Genomic DNA, 21,037 nt, shown 5'->3' with positions numbered 1-21,037 from the left:
GCGCTGCACGGCGAGCGCGCCTCAGCCGCGCCGCACCCCGCGCCTCGGCCGCGGCGCAGCCGCTCCTCCCCGCGGCTCGGCCGCGGCGCATCCGCGGCTCAGCCCGGGCGCCGGTGGACCAGCACCGCCGACCACAGCGTCGCCGGACAGAAGAACACGATGCTGGCCAGGCGCGCGTCGCGGTACGGATGCTCGAGCCACGCCACCCGGACGTCGGCGCCCGGCGGCGGGCGTTCGACGCCGACCGCGTGACAGACCGCGCCGACGTCGAGCCACTCGCCCGCGGCCTGGCGCAGCAAGAAGTCAGGGAAGCGATCGAACCGGTGCTCGGTGACCAGCGCGCCGCAGTGGGCCGCGATCGCGTCGACCGCGACCGGCCCCGACGGGTGCACGACCGTCGAGACGGTGTTGCCGACCGGGTTGACCGGCGCGCCCTGGCCACCGACGACGACGTGCGGGCCACTGCCGGCGGGCGCCGCGAGGTGGCTGTCGCTCGGCGGGGCGTGGCCGCCGCTCGGCGGGGCGTGGCCGCCGCTCGGCGGGACGTGGCTACCGCTCGGCGGGACGTGGCCGCCGCTCGGTGGGGCGTGGCTGCCGCTGGGCGGCGTCATCAGCTCGTCGAGGTGGTCGCGCACCGTCGGGCGCGACCCCGGATCGACCACGGGGTGCGGGACGCCGCTGTCGGCCCGGGCGATCATCGTGTGGCCCGAGTGGCCGCTGGCGGCCCGGGTGGCCTGGGCGGCCGCGTAGATCGCCGCGTGGCGCTCGAGGTCCTCGAGCGCGAGCACGACCTCTTGCATCGACTGCGGCCGGTCCTCCTTGTGGATCTCGAGCATGCGCAAGCACAGGGCCTCCCAGGCCGGCGGCACCATCGGGTTGCGGCGCGTCGGTGGGTCCGGGCGGCGCTGCAGGTGCGCCAGGAGGATGTCGCGGATCTCACCCTCGAACGGCACGGTCCCGGTCAGCAGCTCGTACAGGACCACGCCCAGCGAGTAGATGTCCGAGCGGTGATCGATCGCGCCCTTGCCCTCGCACTGCTCGGGGCTCATGTACGCGGGCGTGCCGAGGACGATCCCGAACTGGGTCTTGTGGGCGCGCTGGTGCTGGGGCGTCGTCAGCTTGGCGATGCCGAAGTCGAGGATCTTCACGAACAGCGGATCGAACGCGTGGTGGCACAGGAAGATGTTGGCCGGCTTGAGGTCGCGGTGGATGATCCCCTTGCCGTGGCTGGCGGTCAGCGCCGACGCGCACTGCTCCATGATGTGGCGGATCTGTGCGAGATCGAGCCCGCCCTTGCGCACGACCTTGTCGAGGCTGTCGCCCTCGAGCGCCTCCATCATCATGTAGGCGCGCTGCCCGTGCGCCGTCGCCAAGAAGCCGGCGTCGATGATGATGATGATGTTGGGGTGGCCGATCTCGGCGGCGGCCCGCGCCTCCTGGAAGAAGCGCTCGATCTGCTCGGCGTCGAGGGCGTGCTCGTCGTGGAGCACCTTCACCGCCACGTCGCGATCGATCATCGTGTGGTGGCACAGGTAGACCGTGCCCATGCCGCCGGCGCCCAGCTTCTTGGTGGCGACGTAGCTGCCGATGTGGGTGCCGATCAGGTCCACGCCTCGATCCTACCCCGGGGCGTCCGGGGTGCGCCGATCGGCACGGCAAGTTGCGGCGGCGCGCCGCGCGGGTTCCGGGCTACGCTCGGGACGATGGTGCCGCGCGCGCTCACGGTCGTGCTCGCGCTGGCCCTGGCCGGCTGCGAGGACCCGCCGGCGCGCGAGCCGAGCGCCGACGCGGGCGCTGGCGTCGACGGCGCCACCCCGCCGTACGCGGCCTGGACCATGGCGGTCTTGCCCGACACCCAGGTCTACCTCGATCGCTACCCCGACATCTGGGCGGCCCAGACCCGGTGGCTGGCCGAGCACGCCGCCGAGCTCGACCTGCGCCTGGTGGTCCACGTCGGCGACGTGACCGAGTGGAACACGCCGGGCGAGTGGCAGCGGGCCGCGGTCGGGTTCGACGAGCTCGAGGCGGTGGCGCCGCTCGTGGTCGTGCCCGGCAACCACGACTACGACGTCACGCGACCGCGGGCGTCGGGCCTCGCCAGCGCCTGGCCGGTCGATCGGCTGATCGCGCGCCCGAGCTTCGGCGGGCTGTTCGAGGCCGGCTCGGTCGACAACCACTACCAGGTGCTCGAGCTGGCCGGCCAGGCCTGGCTGGTGCTCGCGCTCGAGTGGGGCCCGCGCCCGGTCGTGCTCGACTGGGCCAACCAGATCCTCGACGCGGTGCCGGCCGACCACGTCATCGTCGTCACCCACGCCTACCTCTACAACGACGATCGCCGCTACGACTGGGGGCAGTTCGGCGGCGGTCAGGCCTGGAACCCGCACAGCTACGTCGGCACGCCGTGGCCGCTGGTGACCGACGGCGAGGAGCTGTGGCAGACGGTGATCGCCGACCGCGCCAACGTCGATCTGGTGCTGTCCGGCCACGTCGCCGTCGATGGCGTCGGCCGGGCGACGTCGGTCGCGCGCACCGGCCACCCGGTCCACGAGGTGCTGCAGGACTACCAGGGCGACGACCTCGGCGGCGCCGGCTACCTGCGCCTGTACCACTTCTTCGGCGACCGCATCGAGGTCGAGACCTACTCGCCGTGGCTCGATCGCGCCGAGCCGCGCGCCGACGATCGCTTCGCGCTGCCGTGGTCGCCATGACCGGCGCGCTGGTCGTCTTCGTCCTCACCTACGTGATCATCGCCAGCCGGCAGCTCGACGTGCTCGGGCTCGATCGCCCGACCGGCGCCCTGGTCGGCGCGGTCGCGATGGTGGCGGTGGGCGGGCTCGGCTTCGACCAGGCGATGGCGGCGATCGATCTGCCGGTGCTGACGCTCCTGCTCGGCATGCTGATCATCGCGGCCTACCTCGAGGACGCCCGCTTCTTCCGCTACACCGCCTACGTGGTCCTGACCCGGGCCGGCTCGGCGCGGGCGCTCCTGTGGGGCTGACGCTGGTCGCCGGCGGGCTGTCGGCGCTGCTGCTCAACGACACCGTCTGCCTGCTGCCGCCCACGCCGCTCGTCGCGGCCGCGGTCGCGGCGCGCCTGCCGGTGCTGCCCTACCTGCTGGCCGTGGCGTCGGCCGCCAACCTCGGCGGCGTCGTGAGCTGGAGCGGCAACCCGCAGAACATGATCATCGGGCGCGCGGCCGCCGGCGAGCTCGGCTTCGGCGCGTACCTGGCGCTGATGCTGCCGATCGGCGTCGCGTGCCTGGCCGGCAACGCGCTGGTGCTGACCTGGCTGTTCCGGCGCCAGCTGCCGGCCGGGCCGCTGATCGAGCGCGCGCCACCGAAGCCGCCGTTCGATCGGGTCCTGGCCGGCAAGGCGCTCGCGGCGCTGGCCCTGTTCGTCGCGCTGGCGCTGGCCGGCCACGAGCTCGCGGGCGCGGCCATGATCGCGGCGGCGGCGCTGATCGTGATCGCGCGGGTGCCGCCGCGGCGGATCCTGGGCCAGGTCGACTGGTCGATCCTGGTGTTCTTCGCCGGCCTGTTCGTCGTCGTCGCCGGGCTGCGCGCCACCGGCCTGGTCGAGCGCGCGTTCGCGGCGCTGGCGCCGGTGCTGGGCCGCGGCGACGCGCTCGGCGACGGCGCCTTCGTCGGCCTGGTCACGATCGGCTCGAACCTGGTCTCGAACGTGCCGCTGGTGGTGATCGCCGTCGAGTGGGTGCCGCGCCTGCCGGACCCGACCTGGGGCTACGTCATGCTGGCGGTCACGTCGACGCTGGCCGGCAACCTGACGCTCCTGGGCTCGGCGGCCAACGTGATCGTGCTCGAGACCGCCGGCCCGCGCGGCGAGATCGGGTTCTGGCGGTTCGCGCGTTACGGCGTCGTGTTGACGATCACCAGCCTGGCGCTGGCGTTCGCGATGCTCGCGCTCGAGCGGGCGGTCGGCTACGCCGGCTGGCTCGGCGTCTGATCGCGGCGGGGGCCGCGCGCGACGATCACGCAGCCGGTGTAGGGGATGCGCAGGTGGCGCGCGACCGGCACGACCTCGACCGCGCTGAACCCGGCGGCGACGATCGCGGCGTAGCCCGCGGGCGTGCGCACGTTCTGGCCGCGGTCGCGGTCGATCAGGAACCGCGCCGCGCGCGAGGTCGCCGACGTGATCGCCGGGTCGTAGGTGACGAGCGCGCCGTCGTCGGTGAGCGCCGCCGCCGCCAGCCGGACCAGGCCGCGGGCGTCGGCGTCGTCGAGGTGGTGCAGCACGCCGATCGCGGTGGCGCGGTCGAACCGGCCGCCGGCCAGCCGCGGCGCGTCGGCCACCGACGCCTGCCAGAACTGGCCGCGCGCGCCCCAGCGGCGCCGCGCCGCCGCGACGTAGCGCTCGCTCAGATCGAAGCCGTGGTACGCGACGTCGGGCGCGAGGTGCTCGAGGAGCGCCGCGGTGCCGCAGCCGATGTCGAGCAGGCGGGTGCCCGGGCGCGGCTGCACGAACTCGCTGACCAGCCGGTGCTGGAACCGGCGGCCGCCGAGCAGGTCCTGGAGGCCCTGGTAGACCGCCGCGCTCGACAGCACGGCGCGCAGGCCGGTGGTGCGCTGGCTCATGGGCGCGCCGGTGATACCGCGCCCGGGCCCATCACTCAACCGCGGCGCGGAACAGCGGCATCACGAAGGCCGCGCCGGTCACGCTCAGGTGGCGGTCGTCGAAGTACAGGACGCGGCCGTCGGCGTAGACCGCGCACCGGGTCGCGTCGCACAGGCGGTCGGCGATCCGGATCGCGTCGATCCCGGGCTGGGCGACCAGCTGATCGAGCGCGGCGATCGTGGCCCGGTTCTCGGCGTCGTAGGCGGCGCGCGCGATGGCGATCGTCGTCGGCGCCTGGCCGCGCATCGCGGCCCGGGCCAGGAGCGTCGGCACCCGGCCCGGCGGCGTCGGGATCGGGTAGACGACGAGGACCCGCTTGCCGGCGGCGGTCAGGGTCGTGGCGACCTCGCCGAAGCTGGCCACGAACCGCGGCCCCAGCAGCCGTTCGTAGCGACGGTACTGCGCCACCAGGACGACCGTGGTGATCGTCGCCGACGCCGCCAGCCGCGCCAGGACCTCGCGGTCGTGCGCGCGGCAGCCGGGGCGGTCGGCGAACGCCAGATCCTTGGCCGGCGGGCACGACGAGTAGCTGATGTACAGGAGGCCGCGGCCGCGGGCGTCGGCCTCGCGGCCGAGCGCGACCGCGAGCTCGGCGGCCATCGAGTCGCCCCACAGCGCCACCGACGGCGCGACCCCGGCCCGGCCGTAGACGCACTTGTCGTCGTAGGCGATCGGCCGGCGATCGTAGCCGTGGCAGCGCGGGCGATCGTGGTTGTAGTCGGCCGCGGCGTGGTCGAGCGCGCGGACCTCGGCCGAGACCCGGCCGGGCCAGCCGTGGGTCGCCGACGTCGCGACGCCGAAGCTGATCGTGATCGCGGTCGCCGCCGCCAGCCCGCCGAACAGCGCGCGGCGCGTGGCCCAGGTCGACGGCCGGCGGACCGGCTGCTCGACGAACCGCCACGACAGCACCGCCAGCGCCAGCGTCGCGAGCGCGACCGCGGCCAGGTGCGCCGGCGTCAGCGCGCCGATCCAGGAGCGCGCGAACACCAGCGCCGGCCAGTGCCACAGGTACAGCGAGTACGAGATCGCGCCGACGAAGACCATCGGGCGGGCCCGCAGCAGCCGGCCGACCGCGGTCGCCGGGGCGTCGTCGCCGGCGTGGGCGTAGATCAGCAGGGCCGCGCCCGCGACCGGGATCAGCGCCGCCACGCCGGGGAAGGCGGTCGCGCTCGAGAAGCCGACGATCGCGCCGACGATCGCGCCCAGGCCCGCGGTCGCCGCGAGCTGCCGCTGCCACGCGCGGGTGGCGGGCGGCACCAGGTCGAGCGCGAGGAGCGCCCCGGCGAGCAGCTCCCAGCCGCGCAGCGGCATCAGGTAGAAGGCCAGCCGCGGCGCGGCCGCGGTGGTCCAGACGCACGCCGCCAGCGACGCCGCCGTCAGCGCGATCAGCCACGGGCCGACCCGGCGCGGCCACCAGCGGAAGAGCGCGGCCAGGAGCAGCGGGTAGACGATGTAGAACTGCTCCTCGACCGCGAGCGACCAAGTGTGGAGCATCGGCTTGCCGTGCGCGGCGATGTCGAAGTAGCCCTCCTGACGCCAGAACAAGACGTTGGAGGAAAATGTCGAGGTCGCGGTCACGCTGGCGCCGTAGCGGGCCAGATCGGTCGGCGGCATCAGGAACCACGCGGCCACCGACGAGGCCACGGTCATCGCGAAGAACGCGGGCGCGATGCGGCGGACGCGGCGCTGGTAGAAGTCGACGATCGAGAACCGGCGCGCGCGCGCGGCCGGCGCGATCATCGACGTGATCAGGTAGCCCGAGATGACGAAGAACACGTCGACGCCGACGTAGCCGCCGCGGACGCCGGGCACGCCGAGGTGGTCGAGGATCACCGCGGTCACCGCGATCGCGCGCAGCCCGTCGAGGTCAGCCCGGTAGCGCATGGCCCCGCCGCGTCACGGGACGCCGACCGCGTAGACCTCGACCCAGCGGCGGCCGCCCTGGGTCGCGGTCGCGAACACCCGGCGCCCCGGCGGCGTCGCCGGCGGGGCAGGGTGGCCGTCGAGGAAGCTGTAGACGACCAGGCCGCGGGTCACGGCGCTGGGATCGGCGACCGCGTGGAAGCGGTCGTGGCGGTAGCCGTCGAGGAGCGCCAGGGCGCGGTCGCTGAACCGGGCCGGGCGCGATCCGCGCACGACGTACACCGGCAGCCCCGCCAGCTCGGGCGCGGCCAGCGCCGCCGAGGTGGCGCGCAGCGCGTCGGCGCGGAACCGGCCGTGCTGCGGGATGCCGGTCACCAGCCCGAGCGCGGTGGCCGCGACCACGACGGCGTACCGCAGCTGGCGGCGCCGCGGCGCCAGCTCGCCCCAGGCCGCGACCAGCCCGACCGCGCCGACCGAGATCAGCAGCGGCGACAGCTGCATCATGTAGCGCTGGGTCCACGCGCCCCAGCGCAGGATGTGGATCAGCAGCGCGAGCTGGAGCGCGGCGATCAGCGCCACGTCCTGGCGCACCCGCGCCGGCGCGTCGCCGCGGCGCAGCCAGCGCACGCCGAAGAACCCGGCCACCAGCAGCCCGACGCCGAACACCTGGTGGTAGCCGACGTACAGGCCGATCCGCAGCAGGTTGTGCGGGAACGGCCGCATCGCCGGCACGGTCTCGAGCGCGGTCTGGCGGTGGAGCCAGCTGGTCACGTAGTAGAGCGGGTCGCCGGTCACCGCCGCCCAGTAGGTGCAGGCCGCGACCTGCATCGCGGCGACGCCGGCGAGCAGCCACAACGTCCCGCGATCGAGCCGGCGCGCGCGGACCGAGCGCACGGCGCCGACGACGACCAGCGCGGCGACCAGGATCGCCGCGCTCTCCTTGACGTACTGCAGGTAGCCGAAGCCGAGCCCGGCGACGAACCACCACCGCGCCCGGCCGGTGCGCGCGCCCCACGCCAGCCCCGCCATCGCCGCGGCCAGGCCGGCAGCGAACAGCACGTCCTGGAGGATCAAGGTCGAGTTCCACACCTCGATCGGCGCGACCGCGGCCAGCCAGGCCGCCAGCGCCGCCGCGCGCCGGCCGCCCAGGGCGCCGGCCCAGGCCGCGCACAGGAGCAGGCCCACGAGCGACTCGACCAGCGTGACCGCCGCGAAGCTGCGCTCGGTCGGGCCGCCGATCGCGGCGCCCACCGCCAGCGGCAGGTTCACGCCGACCCGCCGGCCGTTGACGTCGTAGCCCATCGGCAGCGGCATGTCGGGCTCGATCGGCTGGTCCCACACGTGGGCCGCGGCCCAGGTGTGGGTCAGGTCGTCGGCGGCGATCGTGCCGACCCAGCCGTGCAGGCGCAGCGCGAGCCCGACCACCAGCGCGGCGGTGATCGCGAGGGCGGTCCGGCGATCGAGCACGGCGGCACTCTACCCCCAGGGCCGCGGCGATCCGGTCGCTGGGCCGGCCCATCGATCGCTCCGTGGTCAGGGCGCTTGAGCCGCGCGCCCGGGCGTGGTGAAAATCCTGGATCTTGCAGCGCGTGCTCGTCACCGGCGGCGCCGGGTTCATCGGCTCGAACTTCGTGCGTCACCTGCTCGCGGCCCGACCCGCGGTCACGATCGTCGATCTCGACGCGCTGACCTACGCCGGCAGCCGCGAGAACCTGCGTGACCTGCCCGATCCCGCGCGCCACGCGCTGGTCCACGGCGACATCACCGACCGCCCGCTGGTCGATCGGCTGCTGGCCGAGCACGGGTTCGATACGATCGTCCACTTCGCGGCCGAGTCCCACGTCGATCGCTCGATCACCGGACCCGGCGCGTTCGTGCACACCAACGTGGTCGGCACGTTCACGCTGCTCGAGGCCGCGCGCGCGGCCTGGCGCGACCGCGACCCGACGGTCGTGCGCTTCCACCACGTCTCGACCGACGAGGTCTACGGCTCGCTCGCGCCCGACGCGGCGCCGGTAGCCGAGGGCGCGGCCTACGCGCCGCGCTCGCCGTACGCCGCGTCGAAGGCCGCCTCGGATCACCTGGTCCGGGCCTACGCCACGACCTACGGGCTGCCGGTCACGATCTCGAACTGCTCGAACAACTACGGCCCGTACCAGTTCCCCGAGAAGCTCGTCCCGCTGATGATCGCCAACGCGCTCGCGGGCAAGCCGCTGCCGGTCTACGGCGACGGCCAGCAGGTCCGCGACTGGCTGCACGTCGAGGATCACTGCGCCGCGATCGTCGCGATCGTCGAGCGCGGCCGGCCGGGCGCGACCTACCACGTCGGCGGCGGCAACCAGCCGACCAACCTCGCGCTGGTCCACGCGCTGTGCGACCTGCTCGACGCCCGCTTCCCCGGCTCGCCCCACGTGCCGCACCGGCAGCTGATCACCCACGTCGCCGACCGGCCCGGCCACGACCGCCGCTACGATCTGGCGTGCGGGCTGATCGAGCGCGAGCTGGGCTGGCGCCCGCGCCACGACCTCGCCACCGGGCTGGCCGCGACCGTGGCCTGGTACGCCGACGCCGGGCCGTGGCTGGCGGCGATCCGCGACCGCGACGACTTCCGGCGCTGGCTCACGCTCAACTACGGCGCGCGCGACGCCGGGGGGACTCCATGAAGGGCATCATCCTGGCCGGCGGCCGCGGCACGCGCCTGTACCCGATCACGCGCGCGGTGTCGAAGCAGCTGCTGCCGGTCTACGACAAGCCGATGATCTACTACCCGCTGTCGGTGCTCATGCTGGCCGGCATCCGCGAGGTGCTGGTCATCTCGACGCCGGAGGATCTGCCGGCGTACCAGCGCCTGCTGGGCGAGGGCGACCGCTGGGGCATGCGGTTCGCGTACGCGGTCCAGGCGGAGCCGCGCGGCCTGGCCGACGCGTTCCTGGTCGGCAAGGACTTCGTCGCCGGCGATCGCTGCGCGCTGGTGCTGGGCGACAACGTCTTCTACGGCTCGCGGCTGCAGGAGACCGTGCAGCGGGCCGCGGCGACGCCGGCCGGCGCGGTCGTGTTCGAGTACCCGGTGCGCGATCCGCACCGCTACGGGATCGTCGAGCTGGGGCCGCTGCCCGAGCGCCGGGTGCTGTCGCTCGAGGAGAAGCCGGCGGCGCCGCGCTCGAACCTGGCGGTGCCGGGCATGTACTTCTACGACGCGCAGGTGACGACGCTCGCGGCCCAGGTCACGCCGTCGCCCCGGGGCGAGCTCGAGATCACCGATCTCAACCGGCTCTACCTCGAGCGCGGCCAGCTCACGGTCGAGGTGTTCGGCCGCGGCACCGCGTGGCTCGACGCCGGCACCCACGAGTCGCTGCTCGAGGCGTCGAGCTTCGTCCACGCGATCCAGCACCGGACCGGCATGATGATCGCGTGCCCCGAGGAGATCGCCTGGCGCATGGGCTACGTCGACCGCGCGCAGCTCGAGCGCCTGGCCGCCGAGCTGCCCGACGCCTACGGCGAGTACCTGCGCGCGCTCGCGGCTACGGCGTGAACCCGGTCACCGCGGCGATCACGCGATCGACCTCGGCCATGGTCAGGTCGGCGTAGAGCGGCAGGCGCACGAGCGTGTCGGCCGCGAGCTCCGTGACCGGGCAGTCGCCGACCGCGCCGCCGGCCCGGCGCCCGACGTCGGACAGGTGCAGCGGCTGGTAGTGGAAGGTCGCGCCGACGCCGCGCTCGGCCAGGTGCGCGAGCAGCCGGGTCCGGGTCGCGAGGTCGCGCACGCGCAGCCAGTAGATGTGGGCCGGGTGGGCGGCGCCGTCGGGCAGGTGCGGCTGCTGGACGCCGTGGCGCGCGGCCCAGGGCGCCAGCTCGACGTGGTAGCGGGCCCAGACCGCGTGGCGCGCGGCCTGGATCACGTCGGCGTCCTCGAGCTGCGCGGTCAGGACCGCGGCGAGCAGGTCGGCCGGCAGGAAGCTCGAGCCGACGTCGACCCAGGTGTACTTGTCGACCTGACCGCGGAAGAACCGGGCCCGGTTGGTGCCCTTCTCGCGCAGGATCTCGGCCCGCTCGACGTACGCCGGATCGCCGAGCACGAGCGCGCCGCCCTCGCCGCAGCCGAGGTTCTTGGTGTCGTGGAAGCTCTGGGTCGCGAGCGCGCCGAACGTGCCCAGCGGGCGGTCGCGCCAGCGCCCGAACAGGCCGTGGGCGTTGTCCTCGATCAGCGGCACGCCCAGCCCGGTCAGCGCGTCGAGGTCGCACGCGACCCCGGCGTAGTGCACGCAGGCGATCGCCCGGGTGCGCGGGCCGACCTGGGCGGCCGCGGCCGCGGGATCGAGGTTGAGCGTGCGCGGGTCGACGTCGGCGAACACCACCCGGGCGCCGCGCAGCGCGATCGCGCTGGCGGTCGACACGAACGTGAACGCCGGGACGATCACCTCGTCGCCGGGGCGCAGCTCGAGCAGCAGCGCCGCCAGCTCGAGGGCGTGGGTGCACGACGTCGTCAGCAGCACCGGCAGGTCGGCCAGGCGGGCCGAGAGCAGGCCCGACGCGCGCCGCGTGAACGGCCCGTCGCCGCGCCAGTGGTCGCCGGCGATCGCCTCGGTCAGGTACGGGACCTCGCGGCCGGTGCGGTGCGGGCGATTGAACGGGATCGGCGCGGTCATCGAGCTCGCCCCAGGAGTAGCATGGTCCGCCATGTCGGCGTCCGAGCCGCGCACCCTCCGCCACGGCGGCGCCGCGATCACCTGGCGCCCGACGCCGTGGGACGCCGCCGGCCTGGGCGTCGCCGCGACGCTCGAGCTGGTGGCGCTGGCCGGCGCCGATCCGGCCGAGCTCGCCGCGGCGCTGGCCGAGGTCGACGCGATCGCCGCGACCGTCGGCGCGGCGCTGGCGACCACCCGCGTCGACGCCGACGCCGCCGTCGCGCGGGCGGCCCTGGCGTCCGCGGGCTACGTCGAGGTCGAGCGGTCGGCCGCGCTCACGCTCGCGCTGGTCGAGCGCGACCCCCGGGTGGTGTTCGGGCGCGCGGTCGCGGTCGCGCCCGCCACCGTCGCCGACGGCCCCGAGCTGGGCGAGCTGGCGGCGACCGCCTTCGACTTCTCGCGCTTCCACGAGGACCCGCGCATCCACCCCGGCCGGGCCCAGGGCCGCTACCGCCGGTGGATCGTCGACAGCCTCGGCAACGGCGACGAGGTCTGGGTCCACCGCCACCGCGGCGCGATCGCCGCGCTGATGAGCTTCCGCCGCCGCGGCCCGCGCGTGCAGCTCCTGCTCGGCGGCGCCCGGCCGGAGCTCGGCCCGCTGGCGCCGATGTTCTGGGCCGGCGTGCTGGCGCGCCTGCGCGACGAGGGCGTGGTCGTGGTCGACACCCGCGTGTCGCTCGCCAACGGGCCGGCGCTGCGCCTGCACGCGGCGTTCGGCTTCGCGCCCACGCGCACCGACGTCGGCGCGACGCGGATCTACGACGCGTCGACGCTGGCGTCGCCGCCGGCGGGCGCCCCGGCGTCGCCGACCACCGCCGAGCGCACCTGATACGACGGCCGATCGAGCAGCCGGAAGTGGGCGCGGCCCAGGTACTCGCCGATGATCCCGAGGCACAGGAGCTGTGCGCCCGAGAACACCGCGATCAGGCACGCCAGGAACGGGAAGCCGGGCGGGCTGCCGCCCTCGACCAGGCTGCGGATCAGCACGTACGCGAAGATCGCGACGCCGAAGCCGGTCAGCGCGAACCCGATCCAGCTCGCGAGCTGGAGCGGGATCGTCGAGAACCCGGTCATCATGTTGACGGCGTGGGTGACCAGCTTGCGGAACGTGTAGTTCGACGTGCCGATCGTGCGCGGGTCGTGGCGGACGGTGACGTGGGTGAACCGCTGCGTGCCCCAGGTGAGCAGCACGTCGATCGACACGAACGAGCCCCGGAAGTGCGCGAACGCGTCGCGCAGGCGGGTGCGGAACACGCGCCAGGCCGAGGCCTTGCCGGCGGTCGCCGCGCCCATCGCCCCTTGCAGCACCCACTTGGTCACGCGCGACGCCAGGCCGCGCAAGAGCCCGTGCGGCTCCGCGGCCGGGCTGCCGTAGACCACGTCGAGGTCGTCGGTCAGCGCCGCCAGCAGCTTCGGCAGCTCGCCCGGCGGGTGCTGCAGATCGTCGTCCATCGTGACGACGACGTCGTAGCGGGCCACGCGGATCCCGCACAGGAGCGCGGCGTGCTGGCCGAAGTTCCGCATGAGCGTGATCGCGGTGACCGTCGGGTGGGCCCGGGCCAGCGCCGCGATCACGCCCGCGGTGCCGTCGCGCGAGGCGTCGTCGACCAGGATGACCTCGTGGGCCGGCGCCGCCGCGGCGAGGATCGGCAGCAGCGCCTCGACGACGAGGCCGATCGAGCCCTCGCTGTGGTAGCAGGGGATGACGACCGACAGGCCGCGGGGCAACGCGGGCGGGGCCAGCTCGGACGCGCTCACCCCACGCTTGTACCAGCTCGGCGCGCCCGATCGAACTTCCTCGCGACGATCACCTGGTGGCCGGCGACGCCCAACGCGGGCCGGGGCTCAGGTCACCGGCAGCGTGAACGTGACGGTCGTGCCCTTGCCGACCTCGCTGGCGATCCGGAACGAGCCGCCGGCCTTGCCGACCAGGCGCTGGCACTGCGCGATGCCGAGGCCGGTGCCCTGGCGCTTGGTCGTGAAGAACGGCGTGCCGACCTTCTGCAGCACGTCGGGCGTGATGCCGCCGCCGTTGTCCGAGATGACGAAGCGGATCTGGCCGCCGCTGGGATCGGCGTTGACGACGACGTTGCCGCCGCCGGCCGGGAGGTCGCCGAGCGACTGGGCCGCGTTGGTGACCAGGTTGATCAGCACCTGGGTCAGCTCGGTCGAGCTCATCCGCACCGCCGGCAGCGAGTCCGGGCCGTCGTAGCGCAGGAACCCGCGGGCCCGGACCGCCACGTCCTGGCACACGCCGAGCGCGTGCTTGATCACGGGCACCGGGGCCGTGGCCGTGGCCGTCCCGATCTCGCGCCGGGTCCCGCGCAGGAACTCGTGCAGGTCGGAGGTCATGCCGCGCATGTGCTCGGTCGAGTGGCGGAACTCGTCGACGATCTCCGGCAGATCGGTGAGGAAGTCGTCGAGGATCGTCCGCTCCTTCTCGGACAGGTCGGTCGCGTCGGTCGCGAGCTGACGCACGATCGGCACCGCCTTCATCAGGTACAGCAGCCGCTCGCAGTTCATGAGCATGCTGGCGACCGGCTGGTTGAGATCGTGCACGACCGAGCCGACGATGCTGCCGAGCGTGGCCAGGCGCTCGGTCTCGAGCAGGCGGTGCTGCAGGGCCGACGAGTCGCGCGAGAACTCCCACGCCGCGATCGCCCAGCGCAGCAGCTGGTCGAGCTCGTCGCGGTTCCACGGCTTGACGATGTAGCGGGCGACGAGGCCCTCGTTGATCGCGGCGAGGATCGGCTCGATGTCGGAGTACGCGGTGATGACGACGCGCACGACGTCGGCGTGGTCGCGCTTGACCACCCGCAAGAGCTCGTCGCCGCTCATCCCGGGCATGCGCTGGTCGGTCAAGAGCACGGCGACCGGCTCGGCCCGCAGGATCGCGAGGGCCTCGTCACCGTCGCACGCGGTCTTGATCCGGAAGCGACCGGCGAACGACCGCTCGAACACGACCCGGTTGGGGCGCTCGTCATCGACGTACAGTACCAAGGGACCCGTCATCTCGCTGGGAGGCGTCATCGGCGGACCTCGCTGGCCAGGGGCAGTTCGATCACGAAGGTCGTCCGGTCATCCCGGCTTCGGATGTCGAGTGTACCCTGATGTCGCTGGATGAGGTCGCGCGCAGTTGCCAGGCCCAGGCCGGTGCCCTGGCCCGGGGGCTTGGTGGTGAAGAACGGCTCGAACACCTTCTCCCGCAGGGCCGCGGGCACGCCCGGGCCGCTGTCCGAGATCTCGATCCGCGCCTTGTCGTCGTCGGAGCCGGTGTCCACCCGTACCCAGCCACCGGGGCCGGCGGCCTGGGCCGCGTTCTCGAGCAGGTTGACCAGCACCTGGGTCAGGAGCGGGGCCGCGCACCGGATCGGTCCGCTGTAGGTGTAGGTCGTCTCGAGGGCGACCCCGGTCAGGCTGGCGCCGGCGTTGGCCAGCGCGCGGTTGATCACATCGGCGATCGGCACCCGGCGCAGATCGAGGTCCCCCGAGCGTCGGAACCCGAGCAGCTGGCGCGACACGTACGCGACCTGCTCGGCGCACTGCTGCATCACGTCGATCAGATCGCCGACGCCGTCGTCGCCGTTGAGCACCTCGGGCGGCAGCAGCTCGCGCAGCGGCTGGATCGCGTTGACGATGCCGTTGGCGGGGTTGCGCAGCTCGTGGGCCAGGCCGGCGGACAGCGTCCCCATCGCCGCCAGCTTCTCGGTCCGGTACAGGCGCTGGGCCAGCGTGCGGAACCCGAGCTGCGACCGCACCCGGGCCCGGAGCTCGCCGGGGTCGAACGGCTTGATCAGGTAGTCGACCGCGCCGGCGTCGAAGCCGGCCAGGCGATCGCCGAGCTTGGCGCGGGCGGACATGATCAGCACCGGCGTCGCGGTCTCGCCGGGGAGCGAGCGCACCTGGCGCGCGAGCTCGAGGCCGTCGAGGCCGGGCATCTCGATGTCCGAGATCAGCAGGTCGGGGAGCTGCCGGGTCGCGGCGGCGAGCGCCTCGGCGCCGTCGTGGGCGACGGTGACCGTGTACTCGTCGGCGAGCAGCGCCGCGATGGCCTGGGCCAGGCCGGGATCGTCCTCGGCCACGAGGATGTGGCCGTGGGACAGCCCCGGCGGCTGCGTCGTCACCGCGATCGCGGTCGAGCCGACGCCGTAGTCGCTCGGCAGCAGCCGCGCCGGGGCGCTGTGCTCGCCCGCGGTCGCGGCGGTGCCGGCGAGGGTGAACTCGAACTCGGTGCCGCGGCCGCCGGGGTTGGCGCGGGCGATCAGGTCGCCGCCGTGGGCCCGCACCAGCTCGCGCGCGATCGAGAGCCCGATGCCGCTGCCGGCGCGGAGCCGCTTGCCGGCCTCGCCCTGCTCGAAGCGCTCGAACATGCGGTCCCGGAACTCGGCGTCGATGCCGGGCCCGTCGTCGCGCACGACGACGCGGGTGCGCGCGTCGGCGCGGGTCACGATCAGGTCGATGCGCCCGCCCCGGGGCGTGAACTTGATCGCGTTCGACAGCAGGTTGGCCAGCACGCGCTCGAGCGCGGCCGGATCGACCATCACGGCGCCGGCGTCGGCGACGTCGAGCTCGAACGCGAGGCCGGCCTCGCGCGCCGCCAGGGTCCAGCCGGCCACCAGCTCGGGCAGGGTGGTCGTCAGGTCGACCGGCTCGGGGCGCACCGCCAGGTCGCGCTCCTGGCCCGACGCGAGGAGCAAGAGCTCGTCGACGAGGCGCACCAGCTTGCGGGTGCTGCCGGTGATCGAGTTGAGCTGGGCGATCGCGCGATCGGTCAGCTCGCCGCGGTGGTGGGCGAGCACGCCGTCGACCAGCAGCAGCACCAGCGCCAGGGGCGTCCGGATCTCGTGGCTGATGTTGTGGAACAGCCGCTCGCGCGACGCCTGGGCCTCCTCGAGCCGCGCCACCGAGGCCGCCAGCTCGTCGCGGGCCCCGGTCAGCTCGGCCGTGCGATCGGCGACCCGCCGCTCGAGGTCCTCCTGGTAGTTGGCCAGGGCCTGCTGATCGAGCGCCTTCTGCACCACCAGCGCGATCGTCGGCACCAAGCTCTCGACCAGCGCCGCGTCGCCGTCGCACTCGACCCTCAGCCGGCCCAGCGTGATCGTGCCGCTGGCGAGCGCGTACTCGTGCGTGGTCGCGTCCGGGGCGGCGGCGTCGGTGGTCGCGCTGATCGCCTCGCCCTCGGTCGGCGTGATCGTCGCCTGCGCGCACGCGGCGTGCTCGACCAGGGCGATGCACACGCCGTGCATCGTCGCGATCGGATCGAGATCACCCAGGGCCAGCGCCGCGATCCGGTTGGCGGCGGTGAGCTGCCGCGCCTGCGCCGCCATGTGCGCCCGGGCCGCGTCGAGCTCCTGGTAGCGACTGAGCAAGCTGTCGTGGGCGTCCGCGAGCTCGTCCGCGGCCTGCCGCATGGTGAACGGCCACGACACCGTCCGTCGGATCCGCGCGAGCGCGCCGGTCGGCTCGGCGTAGCGGATCTCGAAGCGGACCCCAGTCGAGGTCGGCGCGATCGTGATCGCCGCGGGCGGGGCACCGAGCATGCGCGGCATCGCCGCGTAGGTCCCGCGCGTGATCAGGAAGAACTCGTCCGACGGCGCGTAGCCGTCGCGCAGCCGGAAGTCGACCTCGCACCGACCGGGGCCGAGCGGCCGGAACGACGTGTCCACGCACGCGATCATCTGCTTGGCGACGCCGCTGCCAGACGCGACCCACTGGTAGAAGCCGCCGACCGAGAAGCGGATGCGCGCGATCACCCCGATGAACTGCACGAGAGGCCCCTCGGTCGACTGTTCCCCGATCCGGATGAGGTCGGCGTCGCTCCACGCGGCGCGACCATTCTTCAGGATCCGGACCAGTTGGCTCCAGGTCACGCGCTCGTCCTTGTCGGTGAGCTGCTCGAGGGTGCAGCCCGTGCCGTCGAGCAGGCGCCGAAGGTCGAAGCCACGGTGCCTTAGATCGCGCAGCGGCGTCTCGAAGAAGCGACAAGAGACGTCGCTCACGACCTCACCGACCCCAGCGGAAGACCAGGCTCGACCAGGTCTCGCCAAGGCCGCCGCTGAAGGTGACCGCCACGTCGCCGTCGGAGAGGGCGCCGGTGCGCGCGCCCTCGCTGAGGATGTATGGAACGTTCACGCTGTTCATGTTGGCGAGGCGCGGAAATGTGATCATGGTCCTCGCGTGACTCAGGTTGGCCTGGGCCGCGGTCTCCCGTGTCAGCCACGGCGTGCTCTGGTGGGACGCGTAGTAGTCGACGTCGGCCGGGGTGACGCCGGCCGCAGTCAGCGCCTCGCCGATGGCCTGGCCGCCGCGATCGACCATGCCCATCAGCATGTCCCGCGTGCTCACGCGATTCACCGCGTGCGTCGTGATCGCACCGTCGTCCCACCAAGCTCGCTCGGGCACGCCCAGGACGAGCGCGTCACAGCGCGAGCCGTCTGCGTTGTGGATCGCCGCGAGCAGTCCACGACCCTCGCTCACTGGGCCGAAGACCGCGGCGGCGGCACCGTCGCCCCACCAGGCGCTGTGCGGTTGCACGGGGCCGTGGACGCGGGTGATTGCCGACGAGTGGACGGACAACACGTGCCGGGCCTGGCCACTCCGGATGAGCGCCGTCGCGAGACTGGTGTGCAGCGCGAACGCATTGCACGCGCCCTCCGTGCCGATCGCCAAGCATCGGCGACCGAGCCCGAGGAGGCGGTGCGTGATCGTCGCGCCGTTGACCATCAGGTGTTCGGGGACGGGCGTCTGCGAGAGGATCACGTCGACCTGATCCGGCCCGACTTCAGCCCGCTCGAGCGCTTCGCGCGCGGCGCGGGCTTCCATCTCCGACGAGGTCATCTCAGGATCCATCACCCGCCGCTCGATCGCGCCGCGGAATGGGTCGTCGGCGTAGGCGGCCATCGCGGCGAGCGTCCGGCGGGTGCCCGTGGACATGCCTGCATCCGGTGCGGCCGCCTGCGTCGCCCGGTGCGCCATGCGCTCGCTCCAGCGCGCGACCTCCTCAGGCGGCCACCAGGCGTTGGTCCGGACCGTCGGCGGGAGGTAGGTGCCGAGCCCGAGGATGCCGACCCCGCTCACGGCGCGCCTCCGGAGTTCGTGGGCAGTTCGGTGATCGGGAGCGCCGAACGCCAGCGTCGAGTTGAGGCGATCATTGTTCCCGAGTATGCGATCGAGATCTGGGGCGCGTCAGCGGTCCCGGGCGCCAGCATCTGGTTGATCGGCGTGGGGACGCAACGGGCAAGTTCGCGCGTGCTGGACCTCATGGGCGGTTCCTCGCTTTCGGCGGAGCGTCGATCGGCTACGTGGGTGCCGGTGCGCCGCGGCCATCAGTTGACCAGCTTGGTCCCGCGGGCCGGGCCGAGCGGATCGATCGTGACCATCCGGTCGCGGGCGGGCATCCGGACGTCGGGATCGATCAGGACGTCGACGACGAGCGGGCCGCGCAGGCCGCCGGGGGCGCGCAGCCGCTCGGCGACCCGCGCGAAGTCCTCGGCGCGCTCGACCCGGACGAAGTCGGCGCCGAGCCCGAGCGCCAGCGCGCCGACGTCCATCACGATCGGGTAGCTGGCGTCGCGGCCGTAGACGGTCTTGTGGCCGTGCTCGACCATGCCCAGCCGGCGGTCGTTGATCACGAACAGGGCGATCGGGATGCCCTCGGCGGCCGCGGTGGCCACCTCGAAGCCGTTCATCGCGAAGCAGCCGTCGCCGCAGATCGCCGCGACCGACCGCTCGGGGCGCGCCAGCTTGGCGCCGATCGCGCCGCCGATGCTCTGGCCCATCGAGCCCAGGCCGGTCATGACGATGAAGCTGTCGGGGTGCGCGAGGTCGAGGTAGTGGGTGGCGAACAGGAAGTGATCGCCGGAGTCGACCGTGTAGATGGTGTCGCGCGGCAGGATCGCCTGGATGCCGGTGATCGCGTCGTGCGGCGCCAGCCGATCGCTGGCCCCGGCGGTCAGGCGATGGCGGACGACGCCCGAGCCGACCAGGCGCGGCAGCTGGACCGGCGTGCGCTCGAGCACCGCCGCCAGGAAGGCCTGGGCCGGCGCCACCAGCGCGTGCGTCGGCTGGTAGCTGCGGCCGATCTGCTGGCCGTCGATGTCGACGTGGATGAACGCGCGCCGGGCCTTGAGCAGCGGGCTCCAGCCGTCGGTGGCGACGTCGCCCAGGCTGGTGCCGACCGCGATCAGCACGTCGAGGCCGCGCTCGGCGTAGGTGCGCACCGACGGGTGCCCGCCCAGCCCGAACACCCCGAGCGACAGCGGGTGATCCTCGGGGAAGACGCCCTTGGCCTTCGGCGTGGTCGCGACCGGGCACTGGTAGCGCTCGGCCATCGCGCGCAGCGCGGCGGGGCCGCCGTGGCCGCGCACGCCCGAGCCGGCCAGGATCAACGGCCGGGCGGCGATCGCCAGCAGCGCCGCGACCTCGTCGATCGCGTCCGACGCCACCGCGAACTCCAGGCCGACCTGCGAGGTGATCCGCGGCGTCGGGGTCATCGCCACCGCGACGTCCATCGGGATCGTGACGACGACCGGGCCGCGCCGACCCGACAGCGCGGTCGTGATGGCGCGGTGGAGCACCATCGGCGCGTTGGCCGGCTCGGTCAGCTCGACCGCCATCTTGGTGACGTGGCGGGTCATCCCGACGACGTTGAGGCCGTGGCTCGAGCCGTCCTGCAGCGCGCCCTTGCCGTGGATCTTGCGCGGCACCTCGCCGACCAGGAGCAAGACCGGCAGGCCGTCGCAGTGGGCCGAGGCCAGGCCGGTCATCGCGTTGAGGATGCCCGGGCCCGAGGTCACGACCGCGACCCCGAGGCGGCCGCAGGCGTGGGCGTACCCGGCGGCTGCGAACAGCGCGCCGCTCTCGTGGCGGGTCTGGACGTGGCGGATCTGCCCTTGCGCCAGGAGCGCGTCGTGGACCGGGGAGATCGGCCCCCCCGGCAGCCCGAACACGATCTCGACGCCCGCCGCGGCGAGGACCTCCACCAGCACGTCGGCGGTGCGACGCTCGTGCGACTCTGCGGGCGCGGCCGAGGGGGACGGGATGGAGGCGGGCAGGTCGCTCGTCGACAAGGGGGTCCTATCTGCTCGGGTTCGGGAGTCCCAACCCGAGCTCTTCGATCACGGCCGTGACGTCGACCGGCTTGCGAAGGACACGGCGCGCGCCGGCGGCACGCGCCGCCTGCTCGAGCTCGCTGGTGAGGCGGCCGCTGGTCACGATGATCGCGAGATCCTTCGTCGCGGCGTTGGCCTTGAGCCGACGGCACACCTCGATGCCATCGAGCCCAGGCAGGAACACGTCGATGAGCAGCCCGTGGGGGCGCGTGGAGCCGACCTCGACGAGCGCGTCGATGCCGTTGTCGACCAGCACGACCTCGAGCTTCTCGCTCCAGCGCTTGAACGAGCGGCCGAGGGCGCGGAGCTGCGTGACGTCGTCGTCGACGGCGACGATCCGCCGCCGGCCGGCGTGCTGGAGCTGGCGCGGCACCGGGATCTTGTGCTGGTCGAGGAACGCGACGAGATCGAGCGCGCGGATTCGCCGGTGGCCGCCGGGAGTCCGGAATGCTACGATGTGGCCGTCATTGACCCACTTCTTGACCGAACTGGGGTTAACCTGAAGCAGGTTACCGACCTGGGTCGAGGTGAGCAGCGAGTCGGGATCGATGGTTTCCGGGATCACGTTTTTCTCAATAACCGCGCTTCGGGGCCGTGTCAAACGGGAACGACCCCGATCCAATCTCGACGGACACCGACCACGTAACCATGACGGCCCCATGCCGGCAATCACCCGGCTACGGTGATCAGAAGATCGCTTAGTACCCTGGATCGGATCTGACGTTCACACCTGGCGAACCATCGGTC

Annotated in this window: 15 protein-coding genes and 1 pseudogene; 5 read left to right on the top strand and 11 right to left on the bottom strand. The window is 73.6% G+C overall.

The window, feature by feature from the left end; translation table 11 throughout:
- Positions 1-98: 98 nt before the first annotated feature.
- Positions 99-1,610 carry a protein kinase gene (locus IPL61_00770; GenBank protein ID MBK9029871.1) on the bottom strand — a complete coding sequence of 504 codons (1,512 nt, stop codon included), beginning with the start codon at positions 1,608-1,610 and terminating at the stop codon, positions 99-101.
- A gap of 93 nt (positions 1,611-1,703) precedes the next feature.
- Between IPL61_00770 and IPL61_00765 the strand changes: the two genes are divergently transcribed.
- Both IPL61_00765 and IPL61_00760 read left to right on the top strand, forming a co-directional pair.
- On the top strand, positions 1,704-2,708 hold the full coding sequence (locus IPL61_00765) for a metallophosphoesterase (GenBank protein ID MBK9029870.1): 1,005 nt from the start codon (positions 1,704-1,706) through the stop codon (positions 2,706-2,708).
- Positions 2,705-3,963 (top strand): annotated as a pseudogene (locus IPL61_00760) (anion transporter). The gene IPL61_00765 and the pseudogene IPL61_00760 overlap by 4 nt, the downstream one beginning before the upstream one ends.
- Here the strand turns inward: IPL61_00760 and IPL61_00755 are convergent.
- From IPL61_00755 to IPL61_00745, 3 genes are read right to left on the bottom strand one after another with little or no spacing between them, the layout of a single operon-like run.
- Positions 3,939-4,592 carry a class I SAM-dependent methyltransferase gene (locus IPL61_00755; GenBank protein MBK9029869.1) on the bottom strand — a complete coding sequence of 218 codons (654 nt, stop codon included), beginning with the start codon at positions 4,590-4,592 and terminating at the stop codon, positions 3,939-3,941. The pseudogene IPL61_00760 and the gene IPL61_00755 overlap by 25 nt on opposite strands.
- Before the next feature lie 31 nt (positions 4,593-4,623).
- Positions 4,624-6,516 (bottom strand): acyltransferase, encoded by a 1,893-nt coding sequence (locus IPL61_00750; GenBank protein MBK9029868.1) that lies wholly within the window; start codon positions 6,514-6,516, stop codon positions 4,624-4,626.
- Between the two features lie 12 nt (positions 6,517-6,528).
- The gene (locus tag IPL61_00745; protein MBK9029867.1) at positions 6,529-7,962 is read right to left on the bottom strand and encodes a glycosyltransferase family 39 protein; all 1,434 of its coding nucleotides are present in this window, start codon (positions 7,960-7,962) and stop codon (positions 6,529-6,531) included.
- A 110-nt stretch (positions 7,963-8,072) separates the two neighbouring features.
- Between IPL61_00745 and rfbB the strand changes: the two genes are divergently transcribed.
- Complete coding sequence (rfbB, locus tag IPL61_00740) at positions 8,073-9,158, top strand: dTDP-glucose 4,6-dehydratase (GenBank protein MBK9029866.1); 1,086 nt, start codon at positions 8,073-8,075, stop codon at positions 9,156-9,158.
- Complete coding sequence (gene rfbA, locus IPL61_00735) at positions 9,155-10,027, top strand: glucose-1-phosphate thymidylyltransferase RfbA (protein MBK9029865.1); 873 nt, start codon at positions 9,155-9,157, stop codon at positions 10,025-10,027. The genes rfbB and rfbA overlap by 4 nt, the downstream gene beginning before the upstream one ends.
- On the opposite strand, the gene rffA is transcribed toward rfbA, so the two are convergent.
- Complete coding sequence (rffA, locus tag IPL61_00730) at positions 10,017-11,141, bottom strand: dTDP-4-amino-4,6-dideoxygalactose transaminase (GenBank protein ID MBK9029864.1); 1,125 nt, start codon at positions 11,139-11,141, stop codon at positions 10,017-10,019. The genes rfbA and rffA overlap by 11 nt on opposite strands.
- Before the next feature lie 31 nt (positions 11,142-11,172).
- Here rffA and IPL61_00725 point away from each other — a divergent pair, with 31 nt between their 5' ends.
- Entirely contained in the window at positions 11,173-12,009 is an 837-nt protein-coding gene (locus IPL61_00725; protein ID MBK9029863.1) for a hypothetical protein, read from the top strand.
- On the opposite strand, the gene IPL61_00720 is transcribed toward IPL61_00725, so the two are convergent.
- The 6 genes from IPL61_00720 to IPL61_00695 form a co-directional block, all read right to left on the bottom strand.
- Complete coding sequence (locus IPL61_00720; protein MBK9029862.1) at positions 11,937-12,923, bottom strand: glycosyltransferase family 2 protein; 987 nt, start codon at positions 12,921-12,923, stop codon at positions 11,937-11,939. The genes IPL61_00725 and IPL61_00720 overlap by 73 nt on opposite strands.
- Before the next feature lie 102 nt (positions 12,924-13,025).
- Positions 13,026-14,180: a response regulator gene (locus IPL61_00715; protein MBK9029861.1), complete on the bottom strand. Its 1,155-nt coding sequence runs from the start codon at positions 14,178-14,180 to the stop codon at positions 13,026-13,028.
- A gap of 26 nt (positions 14,181-14,206) precedes the next feature.
- The gene (locus IPL61_00710) at positions 14,207-17,179 is read right to left on the bottom strand and encodes a response regulator (GenBank protein ID MBK9029860.1); all 2,973 of its coding nucleotides are present in this window, start codon (positions 17,177-17,179) and stop codon (positions 14,207-14,209) included.
- 4 nt (positions 17,180-17,183) lie between these two features.
- Positions 17,184-18,257, bottom strand: a complete 1,074-nt coding sequence (locus IPL61_00705; GenBank protein ID MBK9029859.1) for a hypothetical protein — start codon at positions 18,255-18,257, stop codon at positions 17,184-17,186.
- Positions 18,258-18,505: 248 nt separating this feature from the next.
- Entirely contained in the window at positions 18,506-20,167 is a 1,662-nt protein-coding gene (locus IPL61_00700; GenBank protein ID MBK9029858.1) for a thiamine pyrophosphate-binding protein, read from the bottom strand.
- A gap of 88 nt (positions 20,168-20,255) precedes the next feature.
- The gene (locus IPL61_00695; GenBank protein MBK9029857.1) at positions 20,256-20,855 is read right to left on the bottom strand and encodes a response regulator; all 600 of its coding nucleotides are present in this window, start codon (positions 20,853-20,855) and stop codon (positions 20,256-20,258) included.
- Between the last annotated feature and the right edge of the window lie 182 nt (positions 20,856-21,037).

Source organism: Myxococcales bacterium (assembly GCA_016717005.1).
GTDB lineage: Bacteria > Myxococcota_A > Polyangia > Haliangiales > Haliangiaceae > UBA2376.
This window is presented reverse-complemented; position numbering and strand designations above follow the sequence as displayed.

Bases quoted from the DNA above. Each gene is read 5' to 3' on its own strand.
- IPL61_00765 (MBK9029870.1), top strand. From the start codon at position 1,704: ATGGTGCCGCGCGCGCTCACGGTCGTGCTCGCGCTGGCCCTGGCCGGC.
- IPL61_00755 (MBK9029869.1), bottom strand. From the start codon at position 4,592: ATGAGCCAGCGCACCACCGGCCTGCGCGCCGTGCTGTCGAGCGCGGCG.
- IPL61_00750 (MBK9029868.1), bottom strand. From the start codon at position 6,516: ATGCGCTACCGGGCTGACCTCGACGGGCTGCGCGCGATCGCGGTGACC.
- rfbA (MBK9029865.1), top strand. From the start codon at position 9,155: ATGAAGGGCATCATCCTGGCCGGCGGCCGCGGCACGCGCCTGTACCCG.
- rffA (MBK9029864.1), bottom strand. From the start codon at position 11,141: ATGACCGCGCCGATCCCGTTCAATCGCCCGCACCGCACCGGCCGCGAG.
- IPL61_00725 (MBK9029863.1), top strand. From the start codon at position 11,173: ATGTCGGCGTCCGAGCCGCGCACCCTCCGCCACGGCGGCGCCGCGATC.